Genomic DNA, 13,428 nt, shown 5'->3' on the forward strand with positions numbered 1-13,428 from the left:
CATGGATATTAAACGCACGATCCTGATCGCCGCGCTGGCAGTCGTGTCCTACGTCATGGTCCTGAAGTGGAACGATGACTACGGCCAGGCTGCCCTGCCGACTCAGAATACTGCTGCCAGCACTGTTGCGCCGGGCTTGCCCGATGGCGTGCCGGCCGGTAACAACGGCGCCAGCGCCGATGTACCGAGCGCCAACGCCGAATCGAGCCCTGCCGAACTGGCACCGGTCGCACTCAGCAAGGACCTGATCCGAGTCAAGACCGACGTTCTGGAACTGGCTATCGATCCGGTCGGTGGTGACATCGTCCAGTTGAACCTGCCGAAGTACCCACGCCGTCAAGACCACCCGAACATTCCGTTCCAGTTGTTCGACAACGGTGGTGAGCGTGTTTACCTGGCACAAAGCGGTCTGACCGGTGCCAACGGCCCGGATGCCCGCGCCAGCGGCCGCCCGCTGTATGCCGCCGAGCAGAAGAGCTACCAGCTGGCCGACGGCCAGGAACAACTGGTGGTCGACCTGAAGTTCAGCGACAACGGTGTCAACTACATCAAGCGCTTCAGCTTCAAGCGCGGTGAGTACGACCTGAATGTCAGCTACCTGATCGACAACCAGAGCGACCAGGCCTGGAGCGGCAACATGTTTGCCCAGCTCAAGCGTGACGCCAGCGGCGATCCGTCCTCGAGCACTGCCACTGGCACCGCCACCTACCTTGGCGCAGCCCTGTGGACAGCTTCCGAGCCTTACAAAAAGGTCTCGATGAAGGACATCGACAAAGGTAGTTTGAAAGAAAATGTGTCCGGCGGCTGGGTTGCATGGCTGCAGCACTACTTCGTGACCGCCTGGATTCCGGCCAAGTCGGACAACAACGTTGTCCAGACCCGCAAGGACAGCCAGGGCAACTACATCATCGGCTACACCGGCCCAGCCCTCAGCGTCCCTGCTGGTGGCAAGGTCGAAACCAGCGCCATGCTGTACGCCGGCCCGAAGATCCAGTCCAAGCTGAAAGAGTTGTCCCCAGGCCTGGAACTGACCGTCGACTACGGCTTCCTGTGGTTCATCGCCCAGCCGATCTTCTGGCTGCTGCAACATATCCACAGCCTGCTGGGTAACTGGGGCTGGTCGATCATCGTGCTGACCATGCTGATCAAAGGCCTGTTCTTCCCGCTGTCGGCTGCCAGCTACCGCTCCATGGCACGTATGCGTGCTGTTGCGCCCAAGCTCGCCGCGCTGAAGGAACGCTTCGGTGACGATCGCCAGAAGATGTCCCAGGCGATGATGGAGCTGTACAAGAAAGAGAAGATCAACCCGCTGGGTGGCTGCCTGCCAATCCTGGTGCAGATGCCGGTATTCCTGGCCCTGTACTGGGTACTGCTGGAAAGCGTAGAAATGCGCCAGGCCCCATGGATGCTGTGGATTACCGACCTGTCGATCAAGGATCCGTTCTTCATCCTGCCGATCATCATGGGCGCCACCATGTTCATCCAGCAGCGCCTGAACCCTACGCCGCCGGATCCGATGCAGGCCAAGGTGATGAAAATGATGCCGATCATCTTCACCTTCTTCTTCCTGTGGTTCCCGGCTGGTCTGGTTCTGTACTGGGTTGTGAACAACTGCCTGTCGATTTCGCAGCAGTGGTACATCACTCGCCGTATCGAAGCAGCCACCAAAAAAGCTGCTGCTTGACGGGCTAGTACGCTAGCCTGTGAATAAAAAACGCCCCCTAGTGGGGCGTTTTTGCTATCTGTCGTTTTTGTCGTAGAGGCTTTCGAGCATGAACACTGTGCGTGAAACCATCGCCGCCATCGCTACCGCCCAAGGCCGCGGTGGTGTGGGTATTGTCAGGTTGTCCGGCCCTTTGGCCAGCAAGGCCGGGCAGTTGATCACCGGTCGTAAGCTGACCCCTCGCCATGCCCATTACGGCCCGTTCCGCGACGATGAAGGGCTGGTGCTTGACGAGGGGATTGCGTTGTTCTTCCCTGGGCCGAACTCGTTCACCGGCGAAGATGTGCTCGAACTCCAGGGCCACGGTGGCCCAGTGGTCCTGGACATGCTGCTGCAGCGCTGTGTACAAGTTGGCTGTCGCCTGGCCCGCCCGGGTGAATTCAGCGAACGCGCGTTCCTCAACGACAAGCTCGACCTGGCCCAGGCCGAAGCCATTGCCGACCTGATCGAGGCCAGCTCCAGCCAGGCGGCACGTAACGCCCTGCGCTCGCTGCAGGGGGAGTTCTCCAAGCGTGTGCACAGCCTGACCGAGGCACTGATTGCCCTGCGCATCTACGTCGAGGCGGCAATCGACTTCCCCGAAGAGGAGATCGACTTCCTCGCCGATGGCCACGTCCTGTCGATGCTCGATGCAGTGCGCGGCGAGTTATCCACCGTGCAACGTGAGGCCGGGCAGGGTGCCTTGCTGCGTGACGGCATGACGGTGGTCATCGCCGGGCGGCCGAACGCCGGCAAGTCGAGCCTGCTCAATCAACTGGCTGGTCGGGAAGCCGCCATTGTCACCGATATCGCCGGCACCACCCGGGACATCCTGCGCGAACATATCCACATCGACGGTATGCCGCTGCATGTGGTCGATACCGCCGGTTTGCGTGATACCGATGACCATGTGGAAAAGATCGGCGTGGAACGCGCCCTGAAGGCCATTGGCGAGGCCGATCGTGTGTTGCTGGTGGTCGACTCCACAGCGCCCGAGGCCAGCGACCCGTTCGCTTTATGGCCCGAGTTTCTCGATCAGCGGCCCGACCCTGCCAAGGTCACGCTGATTCGCAACAAGGCCGACCTGAGTGGCGAGCGGGTGGCGCTGGAACAGTGCGATGACGGCCATGTGACCATCACCCTCAGTGCCAAGGGCGACGACACCGGGCTGCAACTGCTGCGTGACCATCTGAAGGCCTGCATGGGTTACGAACAGACGGCGGAGAGTGGTTTCAGTGCCCGCCGGCGGCACCTGGATGCCTTGCGCCAGGCCAGCGAGCACCTGGAGCACGGCCGTGCACAGTTGACCTTGGCGGGCGCAGGAGAGCTGCTGGCAGAGGACTTGCGCCAAGCACAGCACGCCCTGGGGGAAATTACCGGGGCGTTCAGCTCGGATGACCTGCTGGGGCGCATTTTCTCCAGCTTCTGCATCGGCAAGTAATCCACAGCCAGGAAAGGCCAAGCGCCGCTCCTTAGGGAGCGGCTTTTTTTTGCCTCAAATTCGTTGCAGGAGATAACCACAGCGAGGTCAACAGCGCACCTGTGGGCGCGGGCATGCCCGCGAAGACGCCAGTACAACCGCTAGATCTCTATGGCTGGGCCGACGCTTTTGCGGAAATCCGGCTGTCGCCTTGTCCGCGTCGGTCGCGATCTTGAGTATTTTTTCATCCACAACCTGAAAACTGCGCTCAGGAGCCCTGTGGAAAACCCATCTTCAGCTCAGTTGATAAGCAGGCTTTTTTCCTGAGGAGAAATCCGCCTGTGGGTAAACAGGCATTTCATCCACAGGCTAAATGACGTTATCCATAGCCCTCATGGCACTCCAGACACAGGGTTTAATTTCTCTCTACACAGCGCCATTCATGGCCTACAGAGTTTTATCCACAGATATCGTTGTGCATAAGAATAAACATAAAAACAAAGCTTTTATAAATTTCTTCTTGTTGATTTCTGTTGTCTGCCACTCATCCACAGACTGGTCAAAATTTGCGCAGACGGTTTCTTTAAAGGGGGTGAAGTCCCTATACTTGTCGGCTTACCTTCTCTATTCGCAAAAACAGGCACGAGGTGCGTGGTGGATTTCCCTTCCCGTTTTGAAGTGATCGTCATCGGCGGCGGCCATGCCGGTACCGAGGCTGCGCTTGCGTCTGCACGCATGGGTGTGAAAACCCTGCTGCTGACCCATAACGTGGAAACCCTCGGTCACATGAGCTGCAACCCCGCCATCGGCGGTATTGGCAAAAGCCATCTGGTCAAAGAGATCGATGCCCTCGGCGGCGCCATGGCGCTGGCCACCGACAAGAGCGGCATCCAGTTCCGCGTTCTGAACAACCGCAAGGGCCCGGCGGTACGCGCCACCCGTGCGCAGGCCGACCGCGCCATCTACAAGGCGGTGGTGCGTGAAATCCTGGAAAACCAGCCGAACCTGTGGATATTCCAGCAGTCCTGCGACGACCTGATCGTCGAGCAGGACCAGGTCAAGGGCGTAGTTACCCAGATGGGTTTGCGTTTCTTCGCCGAATCGGTGGTACTGACCACTGGTACTTTCCTCGGCGGGCTTATCCACATTGGTCTGCAAAACCATTCCGGTGGCCGTGCCGGTGATCCACCCTCGATCGCCCTGGCCCACCGCATGCGTGAACTGCCGCTGCGCGTCGGCCGCTTGAAAACCGGGACTCCGCCACGCATCGATGGGCGCTCTGTGGATTTCTCGATGATGACCGAGCAGCCAGGTGATACGCCGATCCCGGTCATGTCCTTCATGGGCAATGCCGAAATGCACCCACGGCAGGTGAGCTGCTGGATTACCCATACCAATGCGCGTACCCACGAGATCATCGCCTCAAACCTCGATCGTTCGCCGATGTACTCGGGTGTGATCGAAGGCGTCGGTCCGCGCTACTGCCCATCGATCGAAGACAAGATCCACCGGTTCGCCGACAAGGAAAGCCACCAGGTGTTCATCGAGCCGGAAGGCCTGAACACCCATGAGCTGTACCCCAACGGTATTTCCACTTCGTTGCCGTTCGACGTGCAGCTGGAGCTGGTGCGTTCGATCCGCGGCATGGAAAACGCCCACATCGTCCGCCCGGGCTACGCCATCGAGTACGACTACTTCGACCCGCGTGACCTCAAGTACAGCCTCGAGACCAAAGTCATCGGTGGCCTGTTCTTCGCCGGGCAGATCAACGGCACCACCGGTTACGAAGAAGCCGGTGCCCAGGGCCTGCTGGCCGGGACCAACGCCGCATTGCGCGCACAGGGCCGCGAAAGCTGGTGCCCGCGCCGCGACGAAGCCTACATCGGCGTACTGGTCGACGACCTGATCACCCTGGGTACTCAGGAGCCGTACCGCATGTTCACCTCACGTGCCGAGTACCGCCTGATCCTGCGCGAAGACAACGCCGACCTGCGCCTGACCGAGAAAGGCCGTGAACTGGGCCTTATCGACGATCAGCGCTGGGCCGCCTTCTGCGCCAAGCGTGACGGCATCGAGCGTGAGGAACAGCGCCTGAAGTCGACCTGGGTTCGGCCGAACACCGAACAAGGCCAAGCCATTGTGGATAAGTTCGGCACGCCGCTCAGCCACGAGTACAGCCTGCTGAACCTGTTGGCGCGCCCGGAAATCGACTACGCCGGGCTGATCGAGGCGACCGGCGGTGACGCAATCGATCCACAGGTCGCCGAACAGGTCGAGATCCGCACCAAGTACGCGGGCTACATCGACCGCCAGCAGGATGAAATCGCTCGCCTGCGCGCCAGCGAAGACACCCGCCTGCCTGTGGATATCGACTACACGACGATTTCCGGCCTTTCCAAGGAGATTCAGGGCAAGCTTGGCCAGACCCGCCCGGAAACCCTGGGCCAGGCTTCGCGCATCCCAGGCGTGACCCCGGCGGCGATTTCCCTGTTGCTGATTTACTTGAAAAAACGCGGCGCTGGCCGCGAATTGGAGCAAAGCGCTTGAGTTCCCTGGTCACCCCGCAACACGCTGAAGAGTTGTCCACAGGCGCGCGCCAGCTCGGTGTCGAGCTGAGCGCCGAGCAGCACGAGAAACTGCTTGGCTACCTGGCCCTGTTGATCAAATGGAACAAAGCCTACAACCTCACGGCCGTGCGCGACCCGGACGAGATGGTGTCGCGCCATCTGCTCGACAGCCTGAGCGTCATGGCGTTTATCCACAGCGAGCGTGACAACTGGCTGGATGTCGGCAGCGGCGGTGGCATGCCGGGTATTCCGTTGGCTATCCTGCATCCGCACAAGCGCGTGACGGTGCTGGACTCCAACGGCAAGAAGACCCGCTTCCTGACCCAGGTGAAAATGGAGCTCAAACTGGACAACCTCACGGTTATCCACAGCCGGGTCGAAGCCTTCCAGCCGGCGCAGCCGTTCGACGGAATCATCTCCCGCGCTTTCAGCAGCATGGAGAACTTCACCAACTGGACCCGCCATCTGGGCGACACCGGGACGCAATGGCTTGCAATGAAGGGGCTGCATCCTGCCGATGAACTGGTAGCATTGCCCGCAGACTTCACAGTGGAAAGCGAACAGGCCCTGACCGTTCCAGGTTGCCAGGGCCAGCGCCATCTGCTGATACTGCGCCGCAAGGCATGACTGGGAACACGCGCATCAATGGCTAAGGTATTCGCAATCGCGAACCAGAAAGGTGGTGTAGGCAAGACCACCACCTGTATCAATCTCGCCGCCTCGCTGGCCGCGACCAAGCGTCGTGTGCTGCTGATCGACCTCGATCCGCAGGGCAACGCCACCATGGGCAGCGGTGTGGACAAGCACGAGCTCGAGCACTCGGTCTACGACCTGCTGATCGGGGAATGCGACCTGGCCCAGGCCATGCATTACTCCGAGCACGGTGGGTTCCAGTTGCTGCCGGCCAACCGCGACCTGACCGCCGCCGAGGTGGTGCTGCTGGAAATGCAGGTCAAGGAGAGCCGTCTGCGCAACGCACTGGCGCCTATCCGTGAGAACTACGACTACATCCTCATCGACTGTCCGCCGTCGCTGTCGATGCTCACGCTCAACGCCCTGGTCGCTTCCGATGGCGTGATCATCCCCATGCAGTGCGAGTACTACGCACTGGAAGGCCTCAGCGACCTTGTGGATAACATCAAGCGCATCGCCGCCCGGTTGAATCCGGAGCTGAAGATCGAGGGCTTGCTGCGGACCATGTACGATCCTCGCCTGAGCCTGAACAACGATGTTTCGGCGCAGCTGAAGGAACACTTTGGCCCGCAGCTGTACGACACGGTCATTCCGCGCAATATTCGCTTGGCCGAGGCCCCCAGCTTCGGCATGCCGGCCCTGGCCTACGACAAGCAATCGCGCGGCGCGCTGGCTTATCTGGCCCTGGCCGGGGAACTGGTTCGCCGCCAGCGCCGTCCATCACGCACTGCACAAACAACTTAAGGAATCCGTATGGCCGTCAAGAAACGGGGTCTCGGACGTGGGTTGGATGCACTGCTCAGTGGTCCTTCCGTCAGCGCGCTCGAAGAGCAGGCTGTGAAGATCGACCAGAAAGAACTGCAACACCTGCCGGTCGAGCTGATCCAGCGTGGCAAGTACCAGCCGCGTCGGGACATGGACCCGGAGGCGCTGGAAGAGCTCGCGCATTCGATTCGCAGCCATGGCGTCATGCAACCGATCGTGGTCCGCCCGATTGGCGACAACCGCTTCGAGATAATCGCCGGTGAGCGCCGCTGGCGCGCGACCCAGCAGGCCGGCCTGGACACGATCCCGGCCATGGTCCGCGAAGTGCCCGATGAAGCCGCCATTGCCATGGCGCTGATCGAGAACATCCAGCGCGAAGACCTCAACCCGCTGGAAGAGGCCATGGCCCTGCAGCGTCTGCAGCAGGAATTCGAGCTCACCCAGCAACAGGTGGCCGACGCCGTGGGCAAGTCGCGGGTCACCGTGGCCAACCTGCTGCGCCTGATCACCTTGCCGGAGGCGATCAAGACCATGCTCGCCCACGGTGACCTGGAGATGGGCCATGCACGCGCATTGCTCGGCCTGGACGAAAATCGACAGGAGGAGGGGGCGCGTCATGTTGTCGCACGTGGTCTCACTGTGCGCCAAACCGAGGCACTGGTTCGTCAGTGGCTCAGTGACAAGCCTGATCCGGTCGAACCAAGCAAACCTGATCCGGATATCGCACGCCTTGAACAGCGGCTCGCAGAGCGCCTGGGGTCGGCCGTCCAGATCCGTCATGGCAACAAGGGCAAGGGCCAGTTGGTTATTCGTTACAACTCGCTTGACGAGTTGCAAGGCGTGCTTGCTCACATCCGCTGAAACAATTCCTGTTGTAGCGCGCAGTCGGAAATCACTACGAAGAGTTGAATAGGGGTTAATCCACCCCTATACTCTGCGCGCATTTTGTCGGCACAAATTATGCCAAGTCATAGCTGACTTGTTGGTCGACTTCCGAGGAGCAGTTGTGATGGAAATCCGCACGCCAAACCGCCTGCCTTTCCATCGCTGGGCGGTTTTTCCGGTACTGCTGGCTCAATTCGTCGTACTGCTGCTGGCAACCCTGGTGTTGTGGCAGTGGAAAGGGGCGGTCAGTGGATATTCAGGCCTTTGCGGAGGTTTGATTGCGTGGCTGCCCAATGTGTATTTCGCCTGGAAGGCTTTTCGCTTCAGCGGAGCTCGGGCAGCACAAGCCATCGTCAAGTCGTTCTACGCTGGCGAGGCAGGCAAGATGATTTTGACGGCAGTGCTTTTTGCACTGACCTTCGCAGGAGTGAAGCCACTGGCGCCGTTAGCAGTATTCGGCGTCTTCGTGTTGACCCTTTTGGTCAGCTGGTTCGCGCCCCTGCTGATGAATAAAAGACTTTCGAGACCTTAGGGCGTTTGAGGCAACCATGGCAGCAGAAACCGCTTCGGGCTATATCCAGCACCACTTGCAGAACCTGACCTACGGTCAACTACCAGACGGCAGCTGGGGCTTTGCCCATTCTGCTGCAGAAGCCAAGGCAATGGGCTTCTGGGCGTTCCACCTGGACACCCTGGGTTGGTCCGTCGCGCTGGGTCTGATCTTCCTGTTCATTTTCCGCATGGCGGCAAAGAAGGCGACTTCCGGCCAGCCTGGCGGTCTGCAGAACTTCGTGGAAGTGATGGTCGATTTCGTCAACGGCAGCGTGAAGGACTCCTTCCACGGCCGTAGCCCGGTAATCGCACCGCTGGCACTGACCATCTTCGTCTGGGTATTCCTGATGAACGCCGTCGACCTGGTACCGGTCGACTGGATTCCTCAGCTGGCCATCCTGATTTCCGGTGATCCGCACATTCCGTTCCGCGCCGTGTCGACCACCGACCCGAACGCGACCCTGGCCATGGCCTTCAGCGTGTTCGCCCTGATTATCTTCTACAGCATCAAGGTCAAGGGCCTGGGCGGCTTCATCGGTGAACTGACCCTGCACCCGTTCGGCAGCAAGAACATCTTCGTGCAGATCCTGCTGATTCCGGTCAACTTCCTGCTCGAATTCGTCACCCTGATCGCCAAACCGATCTCGCTGGCACTGCGTCTGTTCGGCAACATGTATGCCGGCGAACTGGTGTTCATCCTGATCGCGGTCATGTTCGGCTCCGGCCTGCTGTGGCTCAGCGGCCTGGGTGTGGTGCTGCAATGGGCGTGGGCTGTGTTCCACATCCTGATCATCACCCTGCAAGCTTTCATCTTCATGATGCTGACCATCGTCTACCTGTCGATGGCGCACGAAGATAACCATTAAGACCGCCTGGCGTGTCTGATAGCCTTCCCCGCCTGTTCGGGGGGAGGGCTTAAAAAGTCCGCAAGGGCAGCTGTACTCACGATTTGTTTTACCGCTTCAAACTAAAAACCTAACCAATACGACGTAAAAGTCGGGAGGAAAGATGGAAACTGTAGTTGGTCTGACCGCTATCGCTGTTGCTCTGCTGATCGGCCTGGGTGCTCTGGGTACCGCCATTGGTTTCGGCCTGCTGGGCGGCAAATTCCTGGAAGGCGCTGCTCGTCAGCCAGAAATGGTTCCGATGCTGCAGGTCAAAATGTTCATCGTTGCCGGTCTGCTCGACGCCGTAACCATGATCGGTGTTGGTATCGCTCTGTTCTTCACCTTCGCGAATCCGTTCGTTGGTCAGATCGCCGGCTAATCACTCGTCACCACGAGTTGATGGCTGTATGAATTAAGACCGAGCGAGGTGTTGGCGTGAACATTAATGCAACCCTGATTGGCCAATCCGTTGCTTTCCTGATTTTTGTACTCTTCTGCATGAAGTATGTATGGCCTCCGGTCATCACTGCTCTGCAAGAGCGCCAAAAGAAGATTGCCGACGGTTTGGACGCTGCCAACCGCGCAGCTCGCGACCTGGAGCTGGCCCAAGAGAAAGCGGGTCAGCAACTGCGTGAAGCTAAAGCACAGGCAGCCGAAATCATTGAGCAAAGCAAGAAACGCGCTGCTCAGCTTGTCGAGGAAGCCCGTGAACAGGCCCGCGTCGAAGCTGACCGTGTGAAGGCTCAGGCTCTGGCCGAGATCGAACAGGAACTGAACAGCGCTAAAGACGCCCTGCGTGCCCAAGTGGGTGCTCTGGCCGTTGGCGGTGCTGAAAAGATCCTTGGCGCCACAATCGATCAAAACGCGCATGCGGAGCTGGTTAACAAACTGGCCGCTGAAATTTAAGCGAGGGCGATCATGGCAGAACTGACCACGTTGGCCCGACCTTACGCTAAGGCTGCCTTTGAGCATGCCCAGGCCCATCAGCAACTGGCCAATTGGTCAGCCATGCTCGGCCTGGCTGCTGCGGTGTCGCAAGACGACACCATGCAGCGCCTGCTCAAGGCCCCGCGACTGACGAGCGCAGAAAAGGCCGCCACGTTCATTGACGTGTGCGGTGACAAGTTCAATGCACAGGCACAGAATTTCATTCATGTTGCCGCGGAAAACGACCGTCTCCTGCTTCTGCCGGAGATTGCCGCTCTGTTCGACCTGTACAAGGCCGAGCAAGAGAAATCCGTGGACGTGGAAGTCACCAGTGCCTTCGCGTTGAACCAAGAACAGCAAGACAAACTCGCCAAGGTTCTCAGTGCACGGTTAGGCCAGGAAGTGCGCCTGCACGCGTCGGAGGATGCCAGCCTGATTGGCGGCGTCGTCATCCGCGCTGGTGACCTGGTAATCGATGGCTCTGTTCGCGGCAAAATCGCGAAACTGGCCGAAGCATTGAAATCTTGAGTTTGAAGGGGCAGCAGAGCAATGCAGCAACTCAATCCTTCCGAAATTAGTGAAATCATCAAGGGCCGCATCGACAACCTCGATGTGAGCTCCCAAGCCCGTAACGAAGGTACCGTCGTTTCGGTTTCCGACGGTATCGTGCGGATCCACGGTCTGGCCGACGTCATGTACGGCGAAATGATCGAGTTCCCGGGTGGCGTCTACGGCATGGCACTGAACCTGGAGCAAGACTCCGTAGGTGCTGTGATCCTGGGTGCCTACGACACCCTCGCCGAAGGCATGAGCGCCAAGTGCACCGGCCGCATCCTGGAAGTTCCAGTTGGTAAGGAACTGCTGGGTCGCGTCGTCGACGCACTGGGCAACCCGATCGACGGCAAAGGTCCTCTGGGCAACACCCAGACCGACGCGGTCGAAAAAGTTGCTCCAGGCGTGATCTGGCGTAAGTCGGTAGACCAGCCTGTACAGACTGGCTACAAATCCGTCGACGCCATGATCCCTGTCGGCCGTGGCCAGCGTGAGCTGATCATTGGCGACCGTCAGATCGGCAAGACCGCCATGGCCATCGACGCCATCATCAACCAGAAAGACTCCGGTATTTTCTGTGTTTATGTAGCTGTCGGCCAGAAGCGTTCCACCGTCGCCAACATCGTTCGCAAGCTGGAAGAAAACGGCGCCTTGGCCAACACCATCGTGGTTGTTGCCAGTGCTTCGGAATCCGCCGCACTGCAATTCCTGGCGCCATACGCCGGTTGCACCATGGGCGAGTTCTTCCGTGACCGCGGTGAAGACGCTCTGATCGTTTACGATGACCTGTCCAAGCAGGCCGTTGCCTACCGTCAGATCTCCCTGCTGCTGCGCCGTCCACCAGGACGTGAAGCGTACCCAGGCGACGTGTTCTATCTCCACTCCCGTCTGCTGGAGCGTGCATCGCGCGTTTCGGAAGAGTACGTCGAGAAGTTCACCAACGGTGCTGTCACTGGCAAAACCGGTTCCCTGACCGCTCTGCCGATCATCGAAACCCAGGCTGGCGACGTTTCCGCGTTCGTTCCGACCAACGTGATTTCCATCACCGACGGTCAGATCTTCCTGGAATCGGCCATGTTCAACTCGGGCATCCGCCCTGCAGTGAACGCCGGTGTTTCGGTATCCCGCGTAGGTGGTGCCGCTCAGACCAAGATCATCAAGAAGCTGTCCGGTGGTATTCGTACCGCGCTGGCTCAGTACCGTGAACTGGCTGCATTCGCCCAGTTCGCGTCCGATCTGGACGAAGCGACCCGCAAGCAGCTGGAGCATGGTCAGCGCGTTACCGAGCTGATGAAGCAGAAACAGTACGCGCCAATGTCCATCGCGGACATGGCACTGTCGCTGTACGCCGCTGAGCGTGGCTTCCTGACCGACGTAGAAGTCTCCAAGATCGGCAGCTTCGAGCAAGCACTGATCGCCTTCTTCAACCGTGATCACGCTGAACTGATGGCGAAGATCAACGTGAAGGGTGACTTCAACGACGAAATCGACGCAGGCCTGAAAGCCGGTATCGAGAAGTTCAAGGCCACCCAGACCTGGTAAGCCGCAGCGGGGGCCCTGGCCCCCGCTTGCTAACCTGATAGGTGATACATGGCAGGCGCAAAAGAGATTCGCAGTAAGATTGCGAGCATCAAAAGCACGCAAAAAATTACCAGCGCCATGGAGAAAGTGGCGGTCAGCAAGATGCGCAGGGCACAAATGCGCATGGCTGCTAGCCGTCCTTACGCGGAGCGTATCCGCCAGGTGATCGGTCATCTGGCCAACGCCAACCCGGAATACCGCCACCCGTTCATGATCGAGCGCCCTGTAAAGCGCGCCGGTTATATCGTGGTGAGCAGTGACCGTGGTCTGTGCGGTGGCTTGAATACCAACCTGTTCAAGGCCTTGGTCAAGGACATGAGCGCAAACCGCGAACAGGGCGTTGAAATCGACCTGTGCGTGATCGGCAGCAAGGGTGCGACTTTCTTCCGCATCTTTGGCGGCAACGTCGTAGCAGCGATCAGCCACTTGGGCGAAGAGCCATCGATCAACGATCTGATCGGCTCCGTCAAAGTGATGCTGGACGCCTACCTGGACGGCCGTATCGATCGCCTCTCCGTGGTTTCGAACAAGTTCATCAACACCATGACCCAGAAGCCAACGGTCGAGCAATTGGTACCGTTGGTGGCAACCCCGGATCAGGATCTCAAGCATCACTGGGATTACCTGTACGAACCCGACGCAAAAGAGCTGCTGGACGGCTTGATGGTGCGTTACGTGGAGTCGCAGGTATACCAGGCGGTGGTCGAGAACAACGCTGCTGAACAAGCGGCCCGGATGATCGCCATGAAGAACGCCACAGACAACGCCGGTGATTTGATCAAAGAGCTTCAGTTGATCTACAACAAGGCGCGTCAGGCTGCGATCACCCAGGAGATCTCGGAAATCGTCGGCGGCGCTGCCGCGGTTTAACGGTTCAAAAATTCAGAGGATCCAGCT

The 13,428-nt window shown here is 59.2% G+C and carries 13 protein-coding genes; all 13 read left to right on the top strand.

The window, feature by feature from the left end; genetic code table 11:
• The first annotated feature begins 1 nt into the window (after position 1).
• The 13 genes from yidC (at position 2) to atpG (ending at position 13,401) form a co-directional block, all read left to right on the top strand.
• Positions 2-1,684 (top strand): membrane protein insertase YidC, encoded by a 1,683-nt coding sequence (gene yidC, locus E8E78_RS23015; protein WP_016502301.1) that lies wholly within the window; start codon positions 2-4, stop codon positions 1,682-1,684.
• Between the two features lie 88 nt (positions 1,685-1,772).
• Complete coding sequence (gene mnmE, locus E8E78_RS23020; protein ID WP_114941846.1) at positions 1,773-3,143, top strand: tRNA uridine-5-carboxymethylaminomethyl(34) synthesis GTPase MnmE; 1,371 nt, start codon at positions 1,773-1,775, stop codon at positions 3,141-3,143.
• Positions 3,144-3,776: 633 nt separating this feature from the next.
• Positions 3,777-5,669: a tRNA uridine-5-carboxymethylaminomethyl(34) synthesis enzyme MnmG gene (gene mnmG, locus E8E78_RS23025; protein ID WP_084966817.1), complete on the top strand. Its 1,893-nt coding sequence runs from the start codon at positions 3,777-3,779 to the stop codon at positions 5,667-5,669.
• Positions 5,666-6,316, top strand: coding sequence for a 16S rRNA (guanine(527)-N(7))-methyltransferase RsmG (gene rsmG, locus E8E78_RS23030; RefSeq protein WP_016502298.1), 651 nt, complete (start codon positions 5,666-5,668; stop codon positions 6,314-6,316). Before mnmG ends, rsmG begins: the two co-directional genes overlap by 4 nt.
• Before the next feature lie 18 nt (positions 6,317-6,334).
• A complete protein-coding gene (locus tag E8E78_RS23035; protein ID WP_016502297.1) occupies positions 6,335-7,126 on the top strand; it encodes a ParA family protein in 792 nt (263 codons plus the stop codon).
• A gap of 9 nt (positions 7,127-7,135) precedes the next feature.
• Positions 7,136-8,008 (top strand): ParB/RepB/Spo0J family partition protein, encoded by an 873-nt coding sequence (locus E8E78_RS23040; RefSeq protein ID WP_016502296.1) that lies wholly within the window; start codon positions 7,136-7,138, stop codon positions 8,006-8,008.
• Positions 8,009-8,156: 148 nt separating this feature from the next.
• Positions 8,157-8,564, top strand: coding sequence for a F0F1 ATP synthase subunit I (locus E8E78_RS23045; RefSeq protein ID WP_008092225.1), 408 nt, complete (start codon positions 8,157-8,159; stop codon positions 8,562-8,564).
• A 16-nt stretch (positions 8,565-8,580) separates the two neighbouring features.
• Entirely contained in the window at positions 8,581-9,450 is an 870-nt protein-coding gene (gene atpB, locus E8E78_RS23050) for a F0F1 ATP synthase subunit A (RefSeq protein WP_016489912.1), read from the top strand.
• Positions 9,451-9,592: 142 nt separating this feature from the next.
• Positions 9,593-9,850, top strand: a complete 258-nt coding sequence (gene atpE / locus E8E78_RS23055; RefSeq protein ID WP_003097235.1) for a F0F1 ATP synthase subunit C — start codon at positions 9,593-9,595, stop codon at positions 9,848-9,850.
• A 56-nt stretch (positions 9,851-9,906) separates the two neighbouring features.
• Positions 9,907-10,377: a F0F1 ATP synthase subunit B gene (locus tag E8E78_RS23060; protein WP_003253189.1), complete on the top strand. Its 471-nt coding sequence runs from the start codon at positions 9,907-9,909 to the stop codon at positions 10,375-10,377.
• A 12-nt stretch (positions 10,378-10,389) separates the two neighbouring features.
• Positions 10,390-10,926 carry a F0F1 ATP synthase subunit delta gene (locus E8E78_RS23065; RefSeq protein WP_003253191.1) on the top strand — a complete coding sequence of 179 codons (537 nt, stop codon included), beginning with the start codon at positions 10,390-10,392 and terminating at the stop codon, positions 10,924-10,926.
• Between the two features lie 21 nt (positions 10,927-10,947).
• Positions 10,948-12,492, top strand: a complete 1,545-nt coding sequence (atpA, locus tag E8E78_RS23070; protein ID WP_012274911.1) for a F0F1 ATP synthase subunit alpha — start codon at positions 10,948-10,950, stop codon at positions 12,490-12,492.
• Between the two features lie 48 nt (positions 12,493-12,540).
• Entirely contained in the window at positions 12,541-13,401 is an 861-nt protein-coding gene (gene atpG, locus E8E78_RS23075; RefSeq protein WP_016502295.1) for a F0F1 ATP synthase subunit gamma, read from the top strand.
• The last annotated feature ends 27 nt before the right edge of the window (positions 13,402-13,428 follow it).

Origin of the sequence: Pseudomonas sp. BN505 (assembly GCF_029873175.1) — a bacterium.
In the GTDB taxonomy this organism is placed as follows: Bacteria; Pseudomonadota; Gammaproteobacteria; order Pseudomonadales; family Pseudomonadaceae; genus Aquipseudomonas; species Aquipseudomonas putida.